This is a genomic window from Mesorhizobium sp. CNPSo 4688 (genome assembly GCF_057784295.1).
Genome location: NZ_JBWLUY010000010.1, coordinates 1 through 23,685, shown reverse-complemented (window position 1 = coordinate 23,685; position 23,685 = coordinate 1). Strand labels below are relative to the sequence as shown.

General features: G+C 63.6%; 19 protein-coding genes. 13 read left to right on the top strand and 6 right to left on the bottom strand.

From position 1 onward, the window contains the following. Positions 1-867, top strand: a complete 867-nt coding sequence (locus AC04SH_RS19780; RefSeq protein ID WP_488576528.1) for a carbon-nitrogen hydrolase family protein — start codon at positions 1-3, stop codon at positions 865-867. Continuing rightward, complete coding sequence (locus tag AC04SH_RS19775; protein WP_181061955.1) at positions 864-1,289, top strand: DUF1178 family protein; 426 nt, start codon at positions 864-866, stop codon at positions 1,287-1,289. The genes AC04SH_RS19780 and AC04SH_RS19775 overlap by 4 nt, the downstream gene beginning before the upstream one ends. 134 nt (positions 1,290-1,423) lie before the next feature. Here the strand turns inward: AC04SH_RS19775 and AC04SH_RS19770 are convergent, their stop codons facing one another. Then, positions 1,424-1,909, bottom strand: a complete 486-nt coding sequence (locus AC04SH_RS19770) for a MarR family winged helix-turn-helix transcriptional regulator (RefSeq protein ID WP_477236101.1) — start codon at positions 1,907-1,909, stop codon at positions 1,424-1,426. 117 nt (positions 1,910-2,026) lie between these two features. Here AC04SH_RS19770 and AC04SH_RS19765 point away from each other — a divergent pair, with 117 nt between their 5' ends. Then, positions 2,027-2,917 carry a DMT family transporter gene (locus AC04SH_RS19765; RefSeq protein WP_488576316.1) on the top strand — a complete coding sequence of 297 codons (891 nt, stop codon included), beginning with the start codon at positions 2,027-2,029 and terminating at the stop codon, positions 2,915-2,917. Between the two features lie 22 nt (positions 2,918-2,939). On the opposite strand, the gene ubiG is transcribed toward AC04SH_RS19765, so the two are convergent. Beyond that, entirely contained in the window at positions 2,940-3,689 is a 750-nt protein-coding gene (gene ubiG / locus AC04SH_RS19760; protein WP_142866386.1) for a bifunctional 2-polyprenyl-6-hydroxyphenol methylase/3-demethylubiquinol 3-O-methyltransferase UbiG, read from the bottom strand. A gap of 258 nt (positions 3,690-3,947) precedes the next feature. Between ubiG and AC04SH_RS19755 the strand changes: the two genes are divergently transcribed. Beyond that, positions 3,948-4,514, top strand: coding sequence for a putative glycolipid-binding domain-containing protein (locus tag AC04SH_RS19755; RefSeq protein WP_488576315.1), 567 nt, complete (start codon positions 3,948-3,950; stop codon positions 4,512-4,514). A gap of 66 nt (positions 4,515-4,580) precedes the next feature. Here the strand turns inward: AC04SH_RS19755 and AC04SH_RS19750 are convergent, their stop codons facing one another. Both AC04SH_RS19750 and AC04SH_RS19745 read right to left on the bottom strand, forming a co-directional pair. Further along, a complete protein-coding gene (locus AC04SH_RS19750; RefSeq protein ID WP_488576537.1) occupies positions 4,581-4,901 on the bottom strand; it encodes an antibiotic biosynthesis monooxygenase family protein in 321 nt (106 codons plus the stop codon). Next, complete coding sequence (locus AC04SH_RS19745; RefSeq protein ID WP_488576314.1) at positions 4,898-6,736, bottom strand: CHASE3 domain-containing protein; 1,839 nt, start codon at positions 6,734-6,736, stop codon at positions 4,898-4,900. Before AC04SH_RS19745 ends, AC04SH_RS19750 begins: the two co-directional genes overlap by 4 nt. A gap of 246 nt (positions 6,737-6,982) precedes the next feature. On the opposite strand from AC04SH_RS19745, the gene AC04SH_RS19740 reads away from it, so the two are divergent. The 8 genes from AC04SH_RS19740 (at position 6,983) to AC04SH_RS19705 (ending at position 18,811) form a co-directional block, all read left to right on the top strand. Further along, entirely contained in the window at positions 6,983-8,236 is a 1,254-nt protein-coding gene (locus AC04SH_RS19740) for an aspartate kinase (protein WP_203279181.1), read from the top strand. Positions 8,237-8,319: 83 nt separating this feature from the next. Next, complete coding sequence (ptsP, locus tag AC04SH_RS19735; RefSeq protein ID WP_477236109.1) at positions 8,320-10,590, top strand: phosphoenolpyruvate--protein phosphotransferase; 2,271 nt, start codon at positions 8,320-8,322, stop codon at positions 10,588-10,590. Between the two features lie 8 nt (positions 10,591-10,598). Then, positions 10,599-11,678, top strand: coding sequence for a peptide chain release factor 1 (prfA, locus tag AC04SH_RS19730; protein ID WP_477236111.1), 1,080 nt, complete (start codon positions 10,599-10,601; stop codon positions 11,676-11,678). Then, the gene (gene prmC / locus AC04SH_RS19725) at positions 11,671-12,549 is read left to right on the top strand and encodes a peptide chain release factor N(5)-glutamine methyltransferase (protein WP_477236113.1); all 879 of its coding nucleotides are present in this window, start codon (positions 11,671-11,673) and stop codon (positions 12,547-12,549) included. Before prfA ends, prmC begins: the two co-directional genes overlap by 8 nt. Positions 12,550-12,853: 304 nt before the next feature. Beyond that, positions 12,854-13,849 carry a DUF4167 domain-containing protein gene (locus AC04SH_RS19720; protein ID WP_488576313.1) on the top strand — a complete coding sequence of 332 codons (996 nt, stop codon included), beginning with the start codon at positions 12,854-12,856 and terminating at the stop codon, positions 13,847-13,849. 209 nt (positions 13,850-14,058) lie between these two features. Beyond that, a complete protein-coding gene (gene clpB / locus AC04SH_RS19715) occupies positions 14,059-16,665 on the top strand; it encodes an ATP-dependent chaperone ClpB (RefSeq protein ID WP_477236117.1) in 2,607 nt (868 codons plus the stop codon). A gap of 63 nt (positions 16,666-16,728) precedes the next feature. Then, the gene (locus AC04SH_RS19710) at positions 16,729-17,085 is read left to right on the top strand and encodes an MmcQ/YjbR family DNA-binding protein (RefSeq protein ID WP_488576312.1); all 357 of its coding nucleotides are present in this window, start codon (positions 16,729-16,731) and stop codon (positions 17,083-17,085) included. Between the two features lie 190 nt (positions 17,086-17,275). Next, a complete protein-coding gene (locus AC04SH_RS19705) occupies positions 17,276-18,811 on the top strand; it encodes a L,D-transpeptidase family protein (RefSeq protein ID WP_488576311.1) in 1,536 nt (511 codons plus the stop codon). On the opposite strand, the gene AC04SH_RS19700 is transcribed toward AC04SH_RS19705, so the two are convergent. Continuing rightward, positions 18,785-19,417, bottom strand: coding sequence for a TMEM175 family protein (locus AC04SH_RS19700; RefSeq protein ID WP_477236123.1), 633 nt, complete (start codon positions 19,415-19,417; stop codon positions 18,785-18,787). The two genes, AC04SH_RS19705 and AC04SH_RS19700, sit on opposite strands and share 27 nt — an antisense overlap. A gap of 165 nt (positions 19,418-19,582) precedes the next feature. Between AC04SH_RS19700 and AC04SH_RS19695 the strand changes: the two genes are divergently transcribed. Further along, positions 19,583-21,142, top strand: a complete 1,560-nt coding sequence (locus tag AC04SH_RS19695; protein WP_488576310.1) for an MFS transporter — start codon at positions 19,583-19,585, stop codon at positions 21,140-21,142. 71 nt (positions 21,143-21,213) lie between these two features. Here the strand turns inward: AC04SH_RS19695 and AC04SH_RS19690 are convergent, their stop codons facing one another. After that, a complete protein-coding gene (locus AC04SH_RS19690; protein ID WP_477236127.1) occupies positions 21,214-23,184 on the bottom strand; it encodes a M23 family metallopeptidase in 1,971 nt (656 codons plus the stop codon). Positions 23,185-23,685: the final 501 nt, after the last annotated feature.

The window sequence follows — 23,685 nt, the reverse complement described above, 5'->3', positions numbered from 1 at the left end:
ATGGGTGTTTTCAAGACGGCGGCGATCCAGATGCGTTCGGGCGAAAGCCCTGAGCGCAACGCGGTTGATCTGGAACGGCTGGTGCGCGAGGCGGCAAGCCTGGGTGCTACCTACCTCCAGACTCCGGAAATGACCGGCGCGCTGATCCGCGACAAGGAAGCCCGGGCTGCCTCCTTCACTTCGGAAGACAAGGACATCATCGTGGCGACGGCGCGTGAGCTCGCCAGCGAACTCGGCGTCTTCCTGCATATCGGCTCGACCGCCATCCTGCGCGCCGACGGCAAGCTCGCCAACCGCGCGTTGCTGTTTGGACCGGACGGCGCCACGCTTGCCACCTACGACAAGATCCACATGTTCGATGTCGACCTCGACAATGGCGAGAGCTGGCGCGAATCCGCTGCCTATGAGCCGGGCACCGAGGCCGTCGTCACCGATATCGACGGCGCGAGGCTCGGCTTTGCCGTCTGCTACGATCTGCGCTTTCCGCAGCTGTTCCGCGCCGAGGCGCTGGCCGGCGCCGATCTTTTGTCTGTACCCGCCGCCTTCACCCGCCAGACCGGCGAGGCCCACTGGCACGTGCTGCTGCGGGCCCGCGCCATCGAGAACGGCGCTTATGTCGTTGCCGCGGCCCAGGGCGGATTGCATGAGGACGGCCGTGAGACGTTCGGCCATTCGCTGATCGTCGATCCGTGGGGCCGCATCATTGCTGAGGCGGCGCATGCCGAGCCTGGCGTGATCGTCGCCGAGATCGATACCGCGCAGTCGTTGGCTGCGCGCAAAAAAATCCCCAATCTCAAGAACGCGCGCGATTTTGTCGTCAATGCCGGCACGGCCGAGGCGCCCCGGCTCAGAGGTGCAGCTTCGTGATCCGCTTTGCCCTCATCTGCGAGCATGAGCACGAGTTCGAGGGCTGGTTTCGCAGCAATGACGATTTCGACACCCAGAAGAAGCGTGGCTTCGTCGATTGCCCGACCTGCGGTTCGCACAAGGTGCAAAAGGCGCTGATGGCGCCGGCCGTCTCCACCGCCCGCAAGCAGGAAACAATCGCGCTGGCCATGGGCGAAGCCCAGAAGCAGGCGTTGGCGCAGCTGAAGGCGATGGCCGAGAAGGTGCGCGAGAATGCCGACTATGTCGGCGACAAGTTTGCCGAGGAAGCGCGCAAGATCCATTTCGGTGAAACCGATGCGCGCGGCATCTATGGCGAAGCGACGCTGGACGAAGCCAAGAGCCTCGCCGAGGACGGCGTGGAGTTCATGCCGATACCGAGCTTTCCCGACGAACGAAACTAAGTTCCATCACCAGGCCGCAATGGCTCCGGAAGGCTGAACGGCGGTCTGGACGGAGCGATGCCAAACGGGCTTCCGACCAGCCGAATTGACTGTTCCTTTCCAGGCTGCTGCCGATCGCCGCTTGGCTCGGCTGTTCAGCCTGCACTCGCTATCAATTTCTCGAGCAACTGAGCCAGCGTCTCCCGCTCGGCGCCGCTGAGGCCGGCGAGGATTTCGTGTTCGTTGGCGACGTGGGCGGTCAGTGCCTCGTCGATCAAGGCGAGCCCCTGTTCGGTCAATTGCACCACAATGCCGCGCCGGTCGTTGGGGTGCGGGCCGCGCAGGATCAGGCCGGCCTTTTCCAGCCGGTCGAGTCGGTTGGTCATGGCCCCCGATGTCACCATCGTCGCCTCGTAGAGAGCGGTCGGCGTCAGCGCATAGGGCCGGCCGGACCGGCGCAGCGTCGCCAGCACGTCGAATTCGCCGGCTTGCAGACCGAAGCGGGCAAACAGCGGCGCGAGGCGTTCGCGGGCGACCAGCGACGAGACTTCGTTCAATCGGCCGAGCACCAGCATCGGCGTAACATCCAGGTCCGGCCGTTCCCGCGCCCACTGCTCGACCGCCTTTGCCGCGCGATCCATTTGTCTCACCGTTAAATATCTTGACGTTAAGAATCTTTGCGCTATGTTACCTCAAGATACAGGACCGGCGGAGTGCCGCAAGTGCCAATTTCGTACGTCACTGGACGGGACCATCCGATGAAATTTCTCTGGGAATCGGCACCCGGCTTGCTGGTCGTCACCGGCGGCCTGCTCGGCCTGACGCTGCCGTTCGGCAAGCTGGCGACAGCTGCCGGTGTTCCTGCCATGGTCTGGGCCTTCGTCATCTCGTTCGGCGCGGGCGGCGTTCTGTTGTGCGCGCTGCTCGCCAGCGGACAGCGCATGCGGCTCACTCCGCACAGGCTGCGTTATTTCTTCATCACCGCTACGGTGTCCTATGCCGCGCCAAACCTTTTGATGTTTTCGGCCATCCCGCATCTTGGCGCCGGCTACACCGGCATCATGTTCACGCTGTCGCCGGTCATCACGCTGGTGTTTTCGATCCTGCTCGGCGTCAGACGGCCCAACATGCTCGGCGTCGCAGGCATCGCCGTCGGCTTCATCGGCGCAGTTATGGTGGCGGTGACGCGCGGCGAGGCCGGCCAGCCGGCGGATTTCTTCTGGGTGCTGGTCGGACTCATGATCCCGGTCAGCCTTGCCGCCGGCAACATCTACCGCACCGTCGACTGGCCCGACGGCACCGGTCCGATCGAGCTTGCCGTCGGCAGCCATCTGGCTTCGGCAACGCTGCTGCTGGTCGGGATTCTCGCCCTGTTCGGCGTCGGCGCCTTCGCCCCGCTCGGCACTGTGCCGCTGGTCGTCGTGGCGCAGGTTGCGTCAGCTTCGGCGATGTTTGCCTTCTTCTTCCGGCTGCAGGCGGTGGGCGGCCCGGTCTATCTCAGCCAGATCGGCTATGTGGCGGCGGCCGTCGGCCTCTTCGCCGGCACGATCTTCCTCGGTGAGCACTATCAGCTGCTGACCTGGGCCGGTGCGGTCATCATCACCATCGGCGTGATCATCACCACCAAGGCGCAGAACCAGAAGGCGTGAGGGGCCAGAAGGCGTAAGGGGGTCAGACCGACCCCTTCTCGGCCAGCACCATGTAGTTGACGTCCATGTCCTTGGAGCGCTGCCAGCGGTCGGCGAGCGGGTGGTAGATGACGCCGGTGCGGTCGATGACGGTCATGGCGGCGTTGCCCAGCGCCTTTTCCAGCTCTTCGGGCCGCACCAGCTTGCCGAACTGGTGGGTGCCGCGCGGCAGCCAGCGCAGCACGTATTCGGCGCCGATGATGGCCAGACCGAGAGCCTTCAGCGTTCGGTTGATGGTGGCCACGAACATGATGCCGCCGGGCTTCACCATCTCGCCGCATTTGCCGATGAACAGGTCGATGTCGGCGACATGCTCGACCACTTCCATGTTGAGGATGACGTCGAATTTCTCGCCGGAATCGGCAAGGTCTTCCGCCGTCGTTGCGCGGTAATCCACCGTCACCCCGCCTTCGGCCGCGTGCAGCTTCGCCACCTCGATGTTGGTTGCCGATGCGTCGGCGCCGACCACTTCAGCGCCAAGCCTGGCCATCGGCTCGCACAACAGCCCGCCGCCGCAGCCTATGTCGAGGAAGCGCAGGCCTTCGAAGGGTCGCGCCGCCCGCGGGTCACGACCAAAACGCGCCGCCACCTGGTCCCTGATATAGGCCAGCCGGACCGGATTGAACTTGTGCAGCGGGCGGAATTTGCCGTTCGGGTTCCACCATTCGGCAGCAAGGGCTGAGAAGCGCTCGACTTCTCCGGCATCGATCGTCGATCGACGGGGCTCTGGCATGGGGCGGGTCTCCTAGAGCTCTTTATTCGGGCGCAATTTCGGACGGAAAACCGGTTCCCACTTTTCCTGGAATTGCTTGGGAGCGTTAGGAAGTCGGGTGTGAGGCCGCGAATGTCAAGGCAACAATTTTTCGAGCTGACACGGCGGCACACTCTGTCAGGGGCATGTCAGCTGCCGAACGCTGCGATGAAACACGGTTGGCCTGGCGGGCGAAAGAGGAGCATCGTTTTTGAATTCGAATTCGACGGAGTGGATTCCATGACATTAACGCTAGCGTCGATTCTCTGGCGTCGGCTGGATGTGGAGGGCCACGATTCCTGCCTGCTTTTACAGATCAAGAACGGCTACTGCCTTAGGGGGCAGGCCATTTTCGTCCAGGACGACAAGCCATGCTGCCTTGCCTGTGAGGTGATCTGCGATGCCGTCTGGCGGACAAGGGCGGCGCGGGTCGATGGCTTTCTCGGTATGCGCGACTATGTCATTGAACGAGATGCCACCGGCCAGTGGACGCTGAACGGTGAAATCCAGGGAGACGTCGCCGGCCTTGTTGATGTCGATCTCGGTTTCACGCCGGCATCGAACCTGCTGGCGATCCGCCGTATCGACCTCGGCGTCGGCCAGGCAGGGCCCGCGCCGGCCGCTTATCTGACCTTCCCCGAGCTCAGGCTGACGCGTCTTGAGCAGAGCTACCAGCGGCTGGATGAAGGCCGCTATGCCTATGCCGCGCCGATGTTCGGTTACAATGCTGTGCTGGAGGTGTCGGCTGCCGGGTTTGTTCTTGACTATCCCGGCCTGTGGCGAAGCGCAGCCGGCCCGCTCCCTTAAGGCGCCTGCAACGTTCCGGGCAGTCTATGGCGGTGATCATGCTCGACGTCGATCATTTCAAGCAATTCAACGACACGTTCGGCCATGAAGCGGGCGAAACAGGGCGACCTCGGCATGTCGCATGTCGACGCTGGCGGCATCGATGGCGCGCATCGCCTCGCAATCGCCGATCTCGGCCATGATCCGCCCGGCGGCGGCGAGAGCCTGCTCGCGGCTCCGCCAGCGCACCACGTCGACCCAACCGCCATCATCCCGCCGGGCCAGGCAGCGGCTTACGAAACCCGGTTGGCGCGCCAGCCAGTCGCTGACCAGGCTGTTGCTGGCGGCAAAGCCCGCTTCGGTCCCGGGTTTGAGCCGAAAATTGACGATTTCCAGGGTCTCGGTCATTTCGCGTCCAGCACGTCGCGCAGTTTCGTAGCCAGTTGCTCGATGGTGAAGGGCTTGGCCAGGAAATGCACGTCGTGGTCGAGCACGCCGTTGTGGACCACGGCGTTCTTGGTGAAGCCGGTGGTGAAGATCACCTTCAGCTGCGGCAGGCGCGCCAGCGCTTCCTCCGCGAGCTTGCGGCCGTTCATTACCGGCATGACGATGTCGGTGAACATAAGTGCCACGCCCGGATTGTCCGCCAGTTTCTGCAATGCTTCCTGGCCGCTGCCGGCATGGATGACGGTATAGCCGAGTTCGCGCAAGGCGTCCGTGGTTGAAGCGCGTACGCGGGCGTCGTCCTCGACAACGAGGATTGTCTCGGTGACTTCAGCGGGATTGTCGCCTCGGCCAGTGGGCAGGACGGCCTCTTCCGCACCGAAGAAACGCGGCAGATAGATCTTGATCGTCGTGCCTTCGCCCGGTTCGGAATAGATCTTGACGTGGCCGCCCGACTGTTTGACGAAGCCGAACACCTGGCTAAGGCCCAGGCCGGTGCCCTTGTTGACCGGCTTGGTGGTGAAGAACGGCTCGAAGGCCTTCTCCATGACGTCCGCCGGCATGCCGGCGCCGGTGTCGCTGACCGCGATCATCACATACTGGCCGGCTTTGACCTCGGGATGGGTGACGGCGTAGCTGTCGTCGAGATGGCTGTTGGCGGTCTCAATGGTCAGCTTGCCGTCCTCGTCCATGGCGTCGCGGGCGTTGACCGCCAGGTTGAGGATAGCGTTTTCGAGCTGGCTCGGATCGGCACGGGTCTTCCACAGGCCGCCGGCCAGCACGGTTTCGATGCGGATGGTTTCGCCCAACGCCCGCCGCAACAGGTCCGACATCCCTGTAACCAGACGATTGGTGTCGACCACTTGCGGGGCCAGTGGCTGCTGGCGCGAAAAGGCGAGCAGCCTGGCAGTCAGATTGGCGGCCCGCGTCGCCGCGTCGGCCGCCGCCTCGATGAATTTCGCGATGTCGTGCTCGCCGCGCGCGAGTTTGCGCTGGGCGAGGTTCATGGCACTGATGATCACCGCCAGCATGTTGTTGAAATCGTGGGCGATACCACCGGTCAGCTGGCCGACCGCTTCCATCTTCTGCATCTGGCGGATCTGCGATTCGGCCGTTTCGCGCGTCCGGATCTCGTTGCCGAGCTCGATGTTCTTACGCATCAGCTCCTCCTGGGCGACAGCGACCTCGCGAAACCGGCGGCGCGATAGGCGGATCGTGTAGGCGCCAAGCAGAAAAATCGCCAGCAGCGCTGCGAATGAGCCGATACGCAGCCAGCTCTCGACCCGGTCGGTATGTTCGTCGCGGGCAGCGATTGCCGCGCCGCTGATGCGCCGGATCGTGTCCATGCTGGCCCTGATCTGGTCCATGGCGGCCTTGCCCTGGCCGCTGCGAACCAGTTCCAGCGCTTTCGCCGCGTCGCCGTGATCGTAAAGCGCAATCGTCTGCGTCAGTTCAGCCTGCTTCAGCGAAAGCGCGTCCTTGATGCGATTGATCTGCTGGACGAGTTCGTCGTCCGGGGCGGTCATGCTGTCGATGCGGGCAAGCTGGCCCGGAATGGCCTCGACCGCCTGCCGATAGGGCTGGAGGTAGGATTTATCCCCGGTCAGGAGGTAGCCGCGCTGGCTGGTTTCGGCGTCCTGCGCCAGCGAAAGCAGGCCGGACAGCGATTCCTGGTACTCGATTGCCTCGCGCGCCGCTTCGCGATTGGCCCTCTGGCCCTCGACCAGGACGGCGCGCGTGCCGACGATCAACGCCAGCACGGCGAAGCCGATGAAAAGCGGCAGCGATTGCCATCGCATGGCACGTCGAAGACGAGCAATCATTTGATATGCTGGACCAAAAGGAGTTCCCCGCGGGCAGCATTTGGTAAGCGGCGGCGGGGCGGAACGCAATATGCCGCTGTCCTGAAGCCGGCAATCCGTGGCCAGCCTTGCGAAACGGTGATCATTTGGCTAAGGAGGCCGCGCATTCAGCGGCCGGCTTCTGCCGGACGTTTCTTCCCCTTTCGGCTCCGGGCCGGCTTCAGTCAAAGGCATTTCGCTTCCATGGCGCGCATCGTGATGAAATTCGGCGGAACCTCCGTCGCCGACATCGCCCGCATCCGCAACGTGGCGCGTCACGTCAAACGCGAGGTCGATGCCGGTCATGAAGTAGCCGTGGTGGTCTCGGCGATGGCCGGCAAGACCAACGAGCTCGTCGGCTGGACCCGCGAAGCCTCGCCGATGCATGACGCGCGCGAATATGACGCCGTCGTGGCCTCGGGCGAACAGGTCACCGCCGGCCTTCTGGCGATCACGCTACAGAATATGGGCGTGCACGCCCGCTCCTGGCAGGGCTGGCAGATCCCGATCAAGACCGACAACGCGCATGGCGCGGCGCGCATCCTGGACATCGATGGTGCGTTTCTGATCAAGCGCTTCGGCGAGGGCCAGGTGGCAGTCGTCGCCGGCTTCCAGGGCATCGGTCCGGACAACCGCATCGCCACGCTCGGCCGTGGCGGCTCCGATACGAGTGCGGTGGCCATCGCCGCCGCGGTCAAGGCCGACCGCTGCGACATCTACACCGATGTCGACGGCGTCTACACCACCGATCCGCGTATCGAACCCAAGGCGCGGCGGCTTAACAAGATTTCGTTCGAAGAAATGCTCGAAATGGCCTCGCTCGGCGCCAAGGTGCTGCAGGTGCGGTCGGTCGAGCTTGCCATGGTGCACAGGGTGCGTACTTTCGTGCGGTCGTCCTTCGACGATCCCGATGCGCCCGGAATGGGGGATTTGCTCAATCCTCCGGGAACGCTTATTTGCGACGAGGAAGAGATCGTGGAACAGCAGGTCGTCACCGGAATTGCCTACGCCAAGGACGAAGCTCAGATTTCGCTGCGCCGCGTCGGCGACCGCCCGGGCGTTGCCGCCGGCATTTTCGGCCCGCTGGCCGAGGCCAACATCAATGTCGACATGATCGTCCAGAATATCTCCGAGGACGGCAAGTTCACCGACATGACCTTTACCGTGCCATCCGGCGACGTCGACAAGGCTCTGGCCGTGCTTGAGCGCCTCAAGGCTCCGATCGGCTATGACGTCGTGCAGTCCGAGGCCGGCATGTCGAAGGTCTCGGTCATCGGCATCGGCATGCGCAGCCATGCGGGTGTGGCGGCCACCGCCTTCAAGGCGCTGGCCGACAAGGCCATCAATATCCGGGCCATCACCACCTCCGAGATCAAGATTTCGATACTGATCGACGGTCCCTACACCGAACTGGCGGTTCGCACTTTGCATTCCGTCTACGGTCTGGATAAGCAGTAGCGAGAACGATTTGAGTTGTTGCGTGTGCGCCGGTCGCAGTGGAAACTGCGGCGGGCAAAATGCCCATTGGAGAAGAAGCCGCGATGCGTGATACGGCCAGTGGCCCGCGCGTTCTGCTGAAACGGCTCCGCGAGCTCATGCAGGAGCCGCTGGAGCCGCAGGAGCGGCTTGACCGGATCGTGCGCGACATCGCCTCCAACATGGTCGCCGAGGTCTGCTCGCTCTACGTGCTGCGCGCCGATTCGGTGCTCGAACTCTACGCCACCGAGGGTCTGAACCCGAACGCCGTCCATCTGGCGCAGCTGCGGCTGGGGCAAGGCCTGGTCGGCACGATTGCCGCCAGCGCGCGGCCGCTCAACCTCTCCAATGCGCAGGAACACCCGGCCTTCGCCTACCTGCCGGAAACGGGCGAGGAGATCTACAATTCCTTCCTCGGCGTGCCGGTGCTCAGGGCAGGGCGCACGCTGGGCGTGCTCGTCGTGCAGAACAAGACCATGCGCCACTACCGCGACGACGAGGTCGAGGCGCTGGAAACCACCGCCATGGTCATCGCCGAGATGATCGCCACCGGCGATCTTGCCCGGCTGACGCGGCCCGGCCTCGAACTCGACCTGCGCCGTCCCGTCAGCTTCACCGGCCTGTCCTTCAACGAAGGCGTTGGGCTCGGCCATGTCGTGCTGCACGAGCCGCGCATCGTCGTCACCAATCTGTTCAACGAGGACAGCGAGGAGGAGATCCGCCGGTTGCAGTCCTCGCTCGGCTCGCTCAGGCTGTCCATCGACGACATGCTGGAGCGGCGCGAGGTCGCCTTCGAGGGCGAGCACCGTGAGGTGCTCGAGGCCTACCGCATGTTCGCCAATGACAGCGGTTGGGTGCGCCGGCTGGAAGAGGCGATCCGCAACGGCCTGACGGCGGAAGCAGCTGTCGAGAAGGTACAGAGCGACATGCGCGCCCGCATGCTGCACATGACCGATCCCTATCTGCGCGAGCGGATGAGCGATTTCGACGATCTCGCCAACCGGCTGCTGCGCCAGCTGATGGGGCGCGGGCCGGACGATGTCGCGGCGTCGCTGCCGAAGGACGCCATCCTGGTTGCGCGTTCGATGGGTGCGGCCGAATTGCTCGACTATCCCAGGGACAAATTGCGCGGCGTGGTGCTGGAGGACGGCGCCGCGACCAGCCATGTCGTCATCGTCGCGCGCGCCATGGGCATTCCGGTCGCCGGCCAGATGAAGGGCGCCGTTTCCATGGCGGAAAACGGCGATGCCATCATCGTCGACGGCGAGGAAGGCACGATCCATTTGCGGCCGCAGCCGGACCTCGAAGCCGCCTATGCCGAAAAAGTCCGCTTCCGGGCGCGCCGGCAGGAGGTCTACCGCGAACTGCGCAAGAAGCCGTCTGTGACCAAGGATGGCGTCCAGGTCGATCTGTTGATGAATGCAGGTCTCGCCGTCGACCTGCCGCAGCTGGCCGAAGCGGGTGCGGCCGGCATCGGCCTGTTCCGCACCGAATTGCAGTTCATGGTCGCCTCGACCTTCCCCCGCGCCGAGGCGCAGGAGAAGCTCTATCGCGATGTGCTCGACGCCGCGCGGGGGAAGCCGGTCACCTTCCGCACCATCGACATTGGCGGCGACAAGGTGCTGCCCTACTTCAAGGGCGCCATCCAGGAAGAAAACCCGGCGCTGGGCTGGCGGGCGATCCGCCTGACGCTCGACCGGCCGGGCCTGCTCAGGACCCAGATCCGCGCTCTGCTGAAAGCCTGCGGCGGGCGCGAACTGAAGCTGATGCTGCCGATGGTGACGGAACTCGGCGAAATCGCTCAGGCGCGTGAGATCATCGACCGCGAGGTCAGGCATCTCTCGCGCTTTGCCCATCATCTGCCGACCAGCCTCAAGCTCGGCGCCATGCTGGAAGTGCCGTCGCTGCTGTTCCAGCTCGACGAACTGATGAAGGCAGTCGATTTCGTCTCGGTCGGCTCCAACGATCTGTTCCAGTTCGTCATGGCGGTCGATCGCGGCAACACGCAGCTCTCCAACCGCTTCGACACGCTGTCGGCGCCGTTCCTCAGGGTGCTGAAGCAGATTGCCGATGCCGGCGAACGCAACCACACGCCGGTGACGCTGTGCGGTGAACTGGCGGGAAAACCCATCTCGGCCATGGCGCTGATCGGCCTTGGCTACCGCTCGATCTCGATGTCGCCGGCCTCGATCGGCCCGGTCAAGGCGATGCTGACCGAACTACCGCTTGAGGAATTGCAGGCCTTTTTCGACGACAATCTGATGGCGCCGGCGCATGGCCTGCCGATGCGGGCACTGCTGCAGGCCTTTGCCGACGACCGCTCCATCCCGCTATAGCATCAGCCATGGTCAATCTTCCTCGCGAGCGTATGGATCAGGTCGTCAAGCGTTTCGAGATGCTCGAGGCGCAGATGTCGGCCGGGCCGGCGGCCGACGCCTATGTGAAGATGGCCTCGGAATATGCCGAGCTTCAGGACATGGTGGCCAAGGTCAGGGAATTGCGTTCAGCCGAGCATGAACAGGCGGACCTCGAAGCGATGCTCGCCGATAAAAGCACCGATGCCGAGATGCGGGCGCTGGCCGAGGCCGATCTGCCCGGGGTCGAGGAGCGTATCGAGGAACTGCAGAAGGACATCCAGATTCTGCTGCTGCCCAGGGATGCCGCCGACGACAAGAACGCCATCCTCGAAATCCGCGCCGGCACCGGCGGCGATGAGGCAGCGCTTTTCGCCGGCGACCTGTTTCGCATGTATGAGCGCTATGCCGCCGAGCGCGGCTGGCGCTTCGAGACGGTGTCGGCCAGCGACGGCGACGCCGGCGGCTTCAAGGAAATCATCGCCACCATTTCCGGCAAGGGGGTCTTTGCCCATCTGAAATTCGAATCCGGCGTGCACCGTGTGCAGCGCGTGCCGGCGACCGAGGCCAGCGGGCGCATCCATACCTCGGCGGCGACGGTGGCCGTACTGCCGGAAGCCGAAGAGGTCGATATCGACATTCGCGCCGAAGACATCCGCATCGACACGATGCGCGCCTCGGGTTCCGGTGGCCAGCACGTCAACACCACCGATTCTGCGGTGCGCATCACCCATTTGCCAACCGGCATTATGGTGGTGCAGGCGGAAAAGTCGCAGCACCAGAACCGGGCCAAAGCCATGCAGATCCTGCGCGCGCGGCTCTATGACATGGAACGCAGCAAAGCCGACGAGGAGCGCTCCGAGGCGCGCAAATCACAAGTCGGGTCCGGCGACCGGTCGGAGCGCATCCGTACCTACAATTTCCCGCAAGGGCGCCTTACCGACCACCGCATCAACCTGACGCTCTACAAGCTCGACCGGGTGATGATGGGCGAGCTGGACGAGGTCATCAACGCGCTGATCGCCGACCACCAGTCGAAGCTGCTCGCCGATATCGGCCTCGATGGCTGACATCCTGCCCGGCACGCTCGGGCCGCTGCTGCGAGCAGCGCGGGAGCGGCTTGCCGCGGCCGGCGTCGCCGATCCGGCACTGGACGCCAGGCTGATCGTCGAACATTTTTCCGGCACGACCCGTACAGAGGCCATCGCCGAGCCGCAATGGGCGCTCGATGCCGATGCGCTCGCCGCAATCGATGCTGCCTTGCGGCGGCGGCTTGCCGGCGAGCCGGTGCACCGCATTCTGGGCTATCGCGAATTCTACGGCCTGCGTCTTGCGCTGTCGCTGGAAACGCTGGAGCCGCGGCCGGATACCGAAACGCTGGTCGAGGCGATCCTGCCCTTTGCCAGCGAAACGGCCGAAAGGCTGGGGGAATGCCGCGTCCTCGATCTTGGCACCGGCACCGGCGCCATTGCCTTGGCCCTGCTCAGCGCCGTTCCGGCCGCGACAGCCACCGGCGTGGATATTTCACAAGATGCGCTCACGACCGCGACCCGCAATGCCAGGCAACTCGGGCTGGCCGGCCGGTTTGAGGCGCTGCACTCCGACTGGTTCGCAAAAGTTTGCGGTCGGTACCATGTAATTGCCGCAAACCCTCCCTATATACCATCTGAAGACATTGGAAATCTGCAGGACGAGGTCCGCGATTTCGATCCGCGCAGAGCCCTTGACGGCGGTGTGGACGGTCTTGGCCCCTACAGGATCATCGCCGCCGAAGCGGCAGGGTTTTTGGAAGCACAAGGCAAGATTGCGGTCGAGATCGGCCACACGCAGCGCAATGAGGTCAAAGACATATTCGCGGCAGCCGGCTACAGGCTGGCCGAGGTATTTGTCGATCTTGGCGGAAACGACAGGGTTCTTATGTTTGAACAGGGAAAGCCTTGACGCAGTGCAAAAAAGCGCTTGGCAATGCCGGGGAATGCGGCTAGGGTCCGCCTTAACCGGATGAGACGAAGCAGGCAGTGCTCTTAGCGATTCGGTTTTCCTTGGAAATAGCTGCCTTCTTGCGCAAACGACGCCCAAGCTTCGTGCGGGAATCGTCCGGCAAGTGATGTAACCGGAACAGGATGACACGTGGCGCCAACGCAATTGATGCGGGCGAACGCCGGTGAAGAAACGAAACGGCTGGCTGCATGAGCGCCTCCGTACGTGAAACGTTTTTCGAAAATTTCAAAATGAAGAGAGTCTAATGAGGCCACAACAGCAGAACAGGCGCATGCGCGGTCGCAACAACAATGGCGGCGGCGGTGGCAACAACAATAACAACAACAACCGCAAGGGCCCAAATCCCCTGACGCGCAACTACGAGAGCAACGGCCCGGACGTGAAGATCCGCGGATCGGCTCAGCAGATCGCCGAAAAATACGCCACTCTGGCCCGTGACGCGCAAAGCTCCGGCGACCGGGTTATGGCGGAAAACTATCTCCAACACGCCGAGCACTACAATCGCATCATCGCTGCCGCTCAGGCGCAGTTGCCGATCCAGAATGCCCAGCAAAACCGCGACGATTTCGACGATGATGAAGATCGCGACGATTTCGACAATGCCGGCAACAACAATGGCGGCGAGACGCAAGCTCCGCAGGCCAACCACGGCAACGGTCCGCAGCCGACGATCGAAGGCACGCCGGCCGAACTGGCATATGGCCAGGAAAACGGCCGCGAGAACAACAACGGTCGTGACAATAATGGCCGCAACAATAACGGGCGCGACAACAACGGCCGCAACCGTGACCGCCGCCCCAATGGCGGTTATGGCCAGAACGAGCAGCGTGGCGACTTTGCCCAGCGCGGCGAGCAGAACGGCCCGCGCGGCGAGCAGAACGGCCCGCGCGGCGACCAGCAGCGCTTTACCGAAACCCCGGTGCAGACGGAGGCCGTTTCCGCGGTTGAACCCGAAGCCGAGACCGGTTTCTCCGAGCCGGCGCCGCTGTACGAAAACCTGTCGCCGGCGGCTCTTGCCGCTCGTGCCGAACTCAATGAGGCCGCCGCCGAGAACGGCGCTGCCCGCCGCCCGCGGCGCCCGCGCCGCCCGCGCACCAGTGCCGATCAGGTCAGTGACGATCAGTCTGGTGGTGAGCAGGTGGATGGCGCCAGCGAGACCGCTGCAGCTACCGAGGTGGTGGATGCGGCGCCGGCTGAAACTCCTGCCGTCGACCCGTTCGTCGTCGACGCCAACAACTGACCGAGCAAGACGGTAATCCCTGAAACGGCGGAGAGAAATCTCCGCCGTTTTCGTTTGCTTAGGTATGCAATATCCTGTGCGGCAAGTCTTGAGCGGCAATGGCTTGCGCCCCATATCTGGCGTGAACTGGACCCGGCTCCGATGAGCGGGTCCGTCACCGCAATCGGATCCGGTGCCGCAAAGCGGGCCGGTGATGGAAGGAGACAGATATGAACCTCGAGAAATACTCCGAGCGCGTCCGCGGATTCATCCAATCCGCCCAGACCATGGCGCTCTCGCGCAATCACCAGCAATTCACCCCCGAACATATGCTCAAAGTCCTCGTCGATGACGATGAGGGTTTGGCCGCCTCGCTGATCGAGCGCGCCGGCGGCAACGTCCGCGACGTCAAGCTCGGCGTCGAAACCGCACTTGAGGCCATGCCCAAGGTGGAAGGCGGCAACGGCCAGCTCTATCTGGCGCAGCCGCTGGCCAAGGTGTTTTCGACGGCGGAAGAACTGGCCAAGAAGGCCGGCGACTCTTTTGTCACCGTCGAGCGGTTGCTGCAGGCGCTGGCCATGGAGAAGTCGGCCAAGACGGCCGACATCCTGGCCAAGGCCAGTGTCACCGCGCAGGCGCTGAACCAGGTCATCAACGACGTCCGCAAGGGCCGCACCGCCGATTCGGCGAGCGCCGAGCAGAGCTACGACGCGCTGAAGAAGTACGCGCGCGACCTGACCGCCGACGCCCGCGCCGGCAGGCTGGACCCGGTCATTGGCCGTGACGACGAGATCCGCCGCACCATCCAGGTGCTGTCGCGGCGCACCAAGAACAACCCGGTGCTGATCGGCGAACCCGGCGTCGGCAAGACGGCGATCGCCGAAGGCCTGGCGCTGCGCATCGTCAATGGCGACGTGCCGGAATCGCTGAAGGACAAGCAGCTGATGGCGCTCGACATGGGCGCGCTGATTGCCGGTGCCAAATACCGCGGTGAGTTCGAGGAGCGGCTGAAGGCCGTGCTCAACGAAGTCACCGCTGCCGCCGGCGGCATCATCCTGTTCATCGACGAGATGCACACGCTGGTCGGCGCCGGCAAAGCCGATGGCGCGATGGACGCTTCGAACCTGTTGAAGCCGGCGCTGGCGCGCGGCGAACTGCACTGCGTCGGCGCGACCACGCTCGACGAGTACCGCAAGCATGTCGAGAAGGACGCCGCCCTTGCTCGCCGTTTCCAGCCGGTTTTCATCGACGAACCGACCGTGGAAGACACGGTTTCGATCCTGCGCGGCCTGAAGGAGAAATACGAGCAGCACCACAAGGTGCGCATCTCGGATTCGGCACTGGTGGCGGCGGCAACCTTGTCCAATCGCTACATCGCCGACCGTTTCCTGCCGGACAAGGCGATCGACCTCGTCGACGAAGCCGCGTCGCGGCTGAGGATGCAGGTCGATTCCAAGCCCGAGGCGCTGGACGAGATCGACCGCCGCATCATGCAGCTCAAGATCGAGCGCGAGGCGCTGAAGGTCGAGACGGATGACGCCTCGAAGGATCGGCTCGCCCGCCTGGAAAAAGAACTTGTCGGCCTCGAGGAGGAATCGACCGAGATCACGACCAAATGGCAGGCCGAGAAACAGAAGCTTGGGCTCGCCGCCGATCTTAAGAAGCAGCTCGACGAAGCCCGCAACGAGCTTGCCATTGCCCAGCGCAAGGGTGAATTCCAGCGCGCCGGCGAGCTTGCCTATGGCAAGATCCCGGAGCTGGAAAAGAAGCTCCGGGAAGCCGAAGCCCAGGACGGCAAGGCCGGCATGGTCGAAGAGGTGGTCACGCCTGACCACGTTGCCCATATCGTGTCGCGCTGGACCGGTATTCCGGTCGACAAGATGCTGCAGGGCGAACGCGACAAGCTGCTGCGCATGGAAGACGAGATCGGCAAGCGTGTCGTCGGCCAGGGCGAGGCGGTGCAGGCGGTGTCGAAAGCTGTGCGGCGCGCCCGTGCCGGGCTTCAGGATCCGAACCGGCCGATCGGCTCGTTCATGTTCCTCGGGCCGACCGGCGTCGGCAAGACGGAGCTGACCAAGGCGCTGGCGAGCTTCCTGTTCGACGATGAGAGCGCGATGGTGCGTATCGATATGTCGGAGTTCATGGAGAAGCACTCGGTCGCCCGGCTGATCGGCGCACCTCCTGGCTATGTCGGTTATGAAGAAGGCGGCGCGCTGACCGAAGCGGTGCGGCGCCGGCCCTATCAGGTCGTGCTGTTCGACGAGATCGAGAAGGCGCATCCCGATGTCTTCAACGTGCTGCTGCAAGTGCTCGACGACGGGCGGCTGACCGACGGCCAAGGCCGTACGGTCGACTTCCGCAACACGCTGATCATCATGACGTCGAACCTCGGCGCCGAATATCTGGTCAATCTCGGCGAAGACCAGGATGTCGATGCCGTGCGTGACGAGGTGATGAGCGTGGTGAGAGCCTCGTTCCGGCCAGAGTTCCTCAACCGCGTCGACGAGGTGATCCTGTTCCACCGGCTGCGCCGGCAGGATATGGGCCGCATCGTCGAGATCCAGCTCAAGCGGCTGGAAAGCCTGCTTGTCGACCGCAAGATCACGCTGTCGCTCGACCAGGAATCGATCGACTGGCTGGCGACCAAGGGCTACGACCCGGCCTATGGCGCGCGGCCGCTGAAGCGGGTGATGCAGAAGGACCTGCAGGATCCGCTGGCGGAAAAGATCCTGCTCGGCGAGATCCTCGACGGCTCGACCGTCAAGGTCACCGCTGGCTCCGACCGGTTGAATTTCCGGTCGAAGCCCAGCGTGGTGGCGACTGAAGCCGCAGCCTGATCAATACGCCGCGCGTCCCGAATGGACGCGCGGCGTTTTCTTGTGAATTCGCGGGGGGCGCACATGACGCTGGACGACTACAACAGCCTCTGCGCCTCGCTGCCGCAAACGACTCATGTCGTGCAATGGGGCGGCGCCCATGTCTGGAAAGTCGGCGGCAAGGTCTTTGCCATCGGCGGCTGGAATGATGGCGAGCAGCTTTTCGTCACCTTCAAATGTTCTGAAATGGCCTATGACATTCTGAAGGACCAGCCCGGCTGCCGGCCGGCGCCCTATCTGGCCTCGCGCGGCATGAAATGGATCCAGCGTCAGACAAGCCAGAGCATGGATGATGATGCGCTGAAGGACTATCTCGGCGAAAGCCATCGCCTCGTTGTCCTCAAGCTGACGAAACAGACGCGCAAGGAATTGGGCCTGTAGCGACCCTGAAATCCGCCATCTTCATGCCCGGTTCATGTTGGAAAGCTTATGTTCTGGTTTGCTGGCGAAGGGGTTTGCCTGCAGGCTTTTTGACGGTCAGGGCGTTGCTTGCGCATCCAAACGGTGGCGAGAGCGTTCTGAAGGGATACTGCCGGGGCTGCGGCAATTACGACCGGAGAGTTTGACCACCATGTTCCGCACGATCTTTGCCTTTTCGGTGCTCGCCGCCGGGCTGCTTGCGTCCAGCGCCATGGCATCGCCGACGGTGGATAGTGCATTGCCGGTTGTTCGCGCTGCCGATAGCGGCGGAATCGTGCTTGCCCAGGACGGCAATCTCGACATCTATTACGACGCCAGGGGCAACCGCGTCATCGTCGATGCCGACACCGGCAAGGTCATCGCTATCCAGCCGCCGCAGACCAGGCTCGACCGCCGTGCGCTGCGCCGCCAGATGCGGGCGCGCGAACTCGGACGCGCACCGGTCGAGGATGACGACCGCTATTATCTCGACGATCCCGAGGACATGGCGCGTTTCCGCCGCAGGCAATTGGAAGAGCAAGGCAGGGTCATCGTCCCGCCGGCCGACGAGTACGATCCTGACAGCGGCGATTCGGTGGACGCCTATCCGGCGGCGCCACAGGATGACGCCAATGATGGCGACATTTATCCGGAAGCACCGAAGTCTGCCGAGCCGCGCCCCATCAAGCGCCAACCGCTGAACGAAGCCTCGATCGACCCCGCCGAACCGGCGGCACCCGGCGACCAGGCCGCTCTGCCGCCCAGGACAGAGGGCGGCAAGACCGTCGTCGACCCTTCGCTTTCGCTCGGTGCGCGCCAGGATGTGGCTGCTCTGCAGGTGCTGCTCGACCGTGCCGGCGCTTCGCCCGGCGTCATCGACGGGCGCTTCGGCTCCAATGTCGACAAGGCGCTTGCCGCCTACAACCAGATTACCGGCAGCAATCTGCGCTCGACCGACGCGGTCGGCATCCAGGCCGCGCTGGCGCAAACCGGCGGCGATGCTTTCGCCAACTACACGATCACGCCGGAGGACGCGGCCGGCCCCTATGTCGCCTCGATACCGGAAGATTACAGCCAGAAGGCGCAGCTCGACCGTATGGCCTACACCTCCGTCACCGAAGCCTTGGCCGAACGCTTCCACATGGACGAGAGCTACCTGAAGGGGCTCAATCCCGAGGCCGACTTCAATCGTCCCGGCACCATCATCAAGGTCGCCAATTTCGGCAGGCTGGTCGCAACGCCGGTTGCCCGCATCGTCGCCGACAAGGACAAGAAGCAGGTGTTCGCCTATGATGCAGCTGGCAAGCTGGTTGCGGCCTATCCCGCCACCATCGGTTCAGCCGACACGCCGTCGCCAACCGGCACCCATACGGTGTCGCGCGTCGCGCTCGATCCGAACTACACCTACAACCCCAGCATCAATTTCAAGCAGGGCCAGAACGACAAGATCCTGACCATTCCGCCCGGTCCCAACGGTCCGGTCGGCTCGGTGTGGATTGCGCTGGACAAGCCGACTTACGGCATTCACGGCACGCCTGATCCCTCCAAGATCGGCAAGACCGAAAGCCATGGCTGCGTGCGCCTGACCAATTGGGATGCGCGCGAACTGGCCAAACTCGTGTCGCCGGGGGTCACCGTCGAATTCGTCGGCGGACCAACAATCGCGGATGTCGGCGGGACCTCAACCGATGAGTTTACGCAGCAGTGAGCTGCGCAACGCGAGTGCATAGATCAGCTGCACCACCAGGATGAAACCGATGCTGAGCAGCGGCGTGATCAAGCACAGCGCCGCGCCGGCCGCCCACAGCGCCTGTGCCTTGACGATACGATTGTAGACCTTGCGCCGCGCTTCAGCGTCCACATCCTCGGCGATCATGCCGTTCCTGTCGGCATACCACCAGCTGGCGAACAGCGTCACGCCCAGCATCAACAGGTTCAGCCAATAGACGATCACCGCGGTTCGGAACTCGAGGAAATCGGCCAGCAGGTCGGTCGAGAACGGCAGCAAGGCGATGAAGGCGAGGAAACACAAGTTCAGCGTTGCCAGCCGCCGATCGGACCTGGCGATCAGCCCGTGCTGCGCCTGCTGGCCGAACCAGAAGATGGTCAGTGTCAGGAAGCTCAGCGCATAGGTCAGGAAGCGTGGCGCGAGTCCGGCGATTGCCGAAAGGAGCTCGCCCTCGGAGTGGACCATTTCGTGCGTCGGCACGCGAATCTCAAGCACGATCAGGGTAAGCGCAATGGCAAAGACGCCATCGGTGATGCCGACAACGCGCCCGCGCGCCTCTACTGATGGTTCGAGCGGTCGTTTCATGCGGCTTCCCCCTGCTTTGCGCGTTACAAGAAACTTAACACGCCATGTGCCGATTGCATTCATCGAGGCGTGGTTCCTGCCCATGCGGTCAGGTCGATCTGGTTTCAAGGACTGCGAAGCTCTGGCTGGTTGTTGCCAGGGCATCGGAAGTCTAAGCAGGCTCTCATGAAGTCTCCGAGCGAAGCTGCAGCAATCCCCCTGACCGGCTCACTTGCCAATGGTTCGTTTTGTCCGCCGGTGCAGCGCAAATTCGTGCTGGTCGCGGCGATCCTGGCGTCCGCGCTCGGCTTCATCGACGGCTCGATCCTGGCCATCGCCATGCCGGCCATGCGCGTCGACCTCGGCGCCAGCCTGGCCGAGGCGCAGTGGATTTCCAATGCCTATGCGCTGACACTGTCAGCGCTGATCCTGGCCGGGGGTGCGGCCGGCGACCGATTTGGCCTCAGACGCGCCTTCGTCGCCGGCATTGCACTGTTCATCGTCGCATCGCTTGCCTGCGCGGTGGCGCCGAATGCACTGGTGCTCATTGCTTTTCGCGCGGTTCAGGGCATCGGCGCGGCGATCATGGTTCCGGGCAGCCTCGCCATCATCGCCAAGTCCTATCCGAAGAACGAGCGCGGCCGGGCGATCGGCATCTGGGCCGCTGCTTCGGCGCTGACGACGGCGCTCGGTCCGGTGCTGGGCGGCTTTGTCCTGGCGGCCTTTGGCGGCGGCATCTGGCGAGCGATCTTTGCCGTCAATTTGCCGCTTGGGCTGATCTCGATCTATCTCCTGTTGGCCAAGATTCCCGCCGACGCGCCGACGGAGAAGCGAAGCCTCGATCTCGGCGGCGCCGCTCTGGCCACTCTTGCCTTCGGGGCGCTTGCCTACGGACTGACCGCGATGAGTGCCGAAGGCGGAGGACTGATGTCTGGGCCGAGCATCGCCGCGGGCGCGCTGCTGCTCGTCGTCTTCATCATCTTCGAGCTTCGACAGGGCGAGCCGATGATCGATCTCAAGCTGTTTCGGATCGGCGCCTTCGCCGGCGCCAACGTCGCGACCTTCTTCCTCTATTTCGCGCTCTCGGCCAATTTGTTCTACCTGCCTATGCTGTTGATTGCCGGATGGGGACTGAGCACCAAAGAGGTGGGCTTTATCTTCCTGCCGCTGTCGGCGTCGATCGCGCTGCTGTCGGGTCCCGTTGGCCAATGGTCCGATCGGATCGGTCCGCGCTTTCCGATCGCCAGCGGCTGCCTGGTCGTGGCCATCGCCTTTGCCGGGCTTGCAATGCTCACCCATGCCGGCATGCACAATTTCTGGACCGGCACCTTTCCGCTGATGGCGGTGATGGGGCTCGGCATGGCGCTGGTGGTTTCACCGCTGTCGACTGCGATCATGACGGCGGTCGAGGACAAGGATACGGGTGCGGCCTCAGGCATCAACAATGCGGTTTCGCGCATTGGCGGGTTAATCGCGGTGGCGGCGATGGGGTCGCTGGCGGCCTGGGTCTATTCGACGATGCTCGACACCAGCGTCAGGCCGGGCATTCCGGGCTTCGGCGAACCGGCATTGGCCGGCCTGGCACCCGAACTTGATGCAACACGGCTCGCCGCCAGCGATGCGGCGTTTGCGGCCGTGTCGACGGTGACGGCGCTGCTTTGCCTGCTTGCTGCCATTATCGCCTGGGCGACCGTTTCGGGGCAAAAGCTGCCCTGGTCACGAGCCGAAGAGAATCAGCCGACCTGATTAGGGCGGCACCCGAATCGAAATGCTCTGTTTCGAGGTGATTCTGATTCTGTGGCGTCGGCTGGGAAGGCTCAGCCTTCGATCTTGGCGCTCGCGACCTTCAGCGAATTGCTGTCTTCCTGCTTGAGCAGGTCGTCGATGCGTTCGCGTTCGCGCTTGAAGGCGACGAGGTCGTCGCCCTTCAGCACCTTGCCGACCGGCAGGCGCACGCGCATCGGGTCGACCTTGGTGCCGTTGACGATCAGCTCGTAGTGAAGATGTGGGCCGGTCGAGAGGCCGGTCTGGCCGAGATAGCCGATGGTCTGGCCCTGGCGGACATGAACGCCGGGTTCGATGCCTTTGGCAAAGGCGCTCTGGTGATTGTAGGAGGTCTCGTAGCCATTGGCGTGGCGGATGATGATCTGCTTGCCGTAGCCGCCGGCCCAGCCGGCCTTTTCGACGACGCCGTTGCCGGCGGCAATGATCGGGGTTCCGATGGGGGCTGACCAGTCGACGCCGGTGTGCATGCGGACATAACCGAGGATCGGATGCCGGCGGGCGCCGAAGCCGGAGCGGAATTTCCCGGCGGGCAGGGGATTGCGCAGCAGGAACTGCTCAGCGCTCGAACCATCCTCGTCGAAATAGTCGGTCGAGCCGTCCTGCATCTGGAAGCGGTAGAAATTTCGCGTCTGGCCGCCGAAGGTCGACGAGACATAGAGAAGTTCCGATTCGTCGGAGGCCTGGTCGTCGCCATCCGGCTGCGAGAACAGCACGTCGATGCGGTCCGACGGATTGAGCCTGGACTGGAAGTCGACGCCGGAGGCCAAAAGCTTGACCAGTTGCTGGGTCAGCTTCTTAGACATGCCATAGGAATAGGCGGCGCGGTAAATGCCGTCATAGACGTTCGGCAGATTGCCGCGCACCACCACTGGCGCCGACGAATCATCGAAAGCGGTCAGCAATTCGGGATTCGGCTCCGGTTCCTGCGCCGGCACATACTGGCCGTGATCGTCGAGCGCGATGGTGACGATGTGCGTGGTCTTGTCATAGACGCTGGTGCGGACCACCTTGGCGGCGTCACCATGCACTTCGAGCCCGACGCGCAGCACGGTTCCGGCCTTCAGCGCCGGTGCGTTGAGCAACTTGCCGATCGCTTCGGCCATGCCGGTGGCGTCATCGCCCGTATAGCCCGAATCGGCAAAGGCCTCGGCAATGTCGCGGTCCCTAGTAAAGGGGATGATTTCCTCGGCGAAAGCCGGGGTCTGGTCGTCGATGGCGACGCGCGGCGCCACCGAAACGTTTTCCGGCACGATCTTGACGTCGTAGGAGCCGGCCATCGATTCGGCGAAGGCGTCGCCGAATCGCTGCGGGTCGACATAATGCAGCGAGGCAACCTGGATTGCGCCGTCGCTGAGATCCGTGCCGGCCTCGCGCACCACTTTTTCCACCTCGTCGGCGGATAGGTCGCTCTTTTCATCGAAGGAGGCCGTCTCGATCGGGAAATCGACCGTCTTCAGGCTCATCTCGCTTTCGACCTTGGCGCCGTAGATCTGGCCGCCAACCGCGGAAGCCGTCGCCGGCTGCGTCGGCGTTGAGTCGCCATCGTCGCCGAACACCTGCATCGGATCGAAGGGCGGGTAGGCGCGGTTGGTGGTGTGGCCGGCGGCCAGCGCCATCTTGATCTGCACGAACGGCATGGTGTGGATAACGTCGCGGTCGCCGACCTTGGTCACCATCGACACTTCCATGCGCCGGCGGTCCTTGGCCTTGGCGATCTGGCGCGGTGCCACCAGCCTGGTGGTCTTGGCGACCTCGCCGGAATCGCCGCCGTTTGCGAGCTGGGCCAGTTCGGCGATTTCAGGCGGGGTTGCCAGTTGCTGGCGGCCGTCAAGGGCGGCAAACAGCGCCACGCCCATCAGCACGCTAGAGGTCACGCCAGTAAGGAAGGTGCCCGACAGCCAGCGCGCCGAAACCTCGCGCCGGTCGGGCGGTCCGCTGCGGCCATCCGCGATCAGCGGCGGCTCATTGCCGAGTTCGGCTATGACATCTTCCGTATCTGGCATCCAGAAAGGCTGCTTCTTCCCCGGGCGGAACGGCTTGTCGGCTCTTGTTGGGCCATGACATTTGCCTGTCACGGCGGGTGAAGTCAACGAAGCGGCGAAATCCCCACTCACACGCTCTGTTTTACAGCCCCTTATAAAGAGGCGTCTTTACGCTCTTATGAGAGGCCGAACCGACGGTGTGCAGACGCCGCCTTGATCTCTTATAGGAAGGCGTCGCGCGGGGCCGCGCGACGCCTTCCTTGTTGGCCTTGGTGTCGAACGGCAATGCGGCGGCAATAGGGCTCCTTTTTGGCGACGCCTATGTTCCCCTGGGGCAGTCTGCAGGCTCCAAAACTTCTGTCGCAAAAAGTTCAAAAACATCTCCGAAGGCAGTTGACAGTTTGTCGGGGTGGCGACTATATACGCCTCACGAACGAGGGCGGTGCGCCGCAGGCGGCGAAGCAGTTTGCTTCTGAATAAGCCCTTGTGAAATTCAAGAGAGCCGCGTAAGCGACACTCGGA

Bases quoted from the DNA above. Each gene is read 5' to 3' on its own strand.
- AC04SH_RS19705 (WP_488576311.1), top strand. From the start codon at position 17,276: ATGTTCCGCACGATCTTTGCCTTTTCGGTGCTCGCCGCCGGGCTGCTT.
- AC04SH_RS19750 (WP_488576537.1), bottom strand. From the start codon at position 4,901: ATGACCGAGACCCTGGAAATCGTCAATTTTCGGCTCAAACCCGGGACC.
- AC04SH_RS19745 (WP_488576314.1), bottom strand. From the start codon at position 6,736: ATGCGATGGCAATCGCTGCCGCTTTTCATCGGCTTCGCCGTGCTGGCG.
- AC04SH_RS19695 (WP_488576310.1), top strand. From the start codon at position 19,583: ATGAAGTCTCCGAGCGAAGCTGCAGCAATCCCCCTGACCGGCTCACTT.
- AC04SH_RS19770 (WP_477236101.1), bottom strand. From the start codon at position 1,909: ATGGATCGCGCGGCAAAGGCGGTCGAGCAGTGGGCGCGGGAACGGCCG.
- ptsP (WP_477236109.1), top strand. From the start codon at position 8,320: ATGCGTGATACGGCCAGTGGCCCGCGCGTTCTGCTGAAACGGCTCCGC.
- AC04SH_RS19710 (WP_488576312.1), top strand. From the start codon at position 16,729: ATGACGCTGGACGACTACAACAGCCTCTGCGCCTCGCTGCCGCAAACG.
- AC04SH_RS19765 (WP_488576316.1), top strand. From the start codon at position 2,027: ATGAAATTTCTCTGGGAATCGGCACCCGGCTTGCTGGTCGTCACCGGC.
- prmC (WP_477236113.1), top strand. From the start codon at position 11,671: ATGGCTGACATCCTGCCCGGCACGCTCGGGCCGCTGCTGCGAGCAGCG.
- AC04SH_RS19720 (WP_488576313.1), top strand. From the start codon at position 12,854: ATGAGGCCACAACAGCAGAACAGGCGCATGCGCGGTCGCAACAACAAT.
- AC04SH_RS19755 (WP_488576315.1), top strand. From the start codon at position 3,948: ATGACATTAACGCTAGCGTCGATTCTCTGGCGTCGGCTGGATGTGGAG.
- clpB (WP_477236117.1), top strand. From the start codon at position 14,059: ATGAACCTCGAGAAATACTCCGAGCGCGTCCGCGGATTCATCCAATCC.
- AC04SH_RS19780 (WP_488576528.1), top strand. From the start codon at position 1: ATGGGTGTTTTCAAGACGGCGGCGATCCAGATGCGTTCGGGCGAAAGC.
- AC04SH_RS19740 (WP_203279181.1), top strand. From the start codon at position 6,983: ATGGCGCGCATCGTGATGAAATTCGGCGGAACCTCCGTCGCCGACATC.
- prfA (WP_477236111.1), top strand. From the start codon at position 10,599: ATGGTCAATCTTCCTCGCGAGCGTATGGATCAGGTCGTCAAGCGTTTC.
- AC04SH_RS19690 (WP_477236127.1), bottom strand. From the start codon at position 23,184: ATGCCAGATACGGAAGATGTCATAGCCGAACTCGGCAATGAGCCGCCG.
- AC04SH_RS19700 (WP_477236123.1), bottom strand. From the start codon at position 19,417: ATGAAACGACCGCTCGAACCATCAGTAGAGGCGCGCGGGCGCGTTGTC.
- ubiG (WP_142866386.1), bottom strand. From the start codon at position 3,689: ATGCCAGAGCCCCGTCGATCGACGATCGATGCCGGAGAAGTCGAGCGC.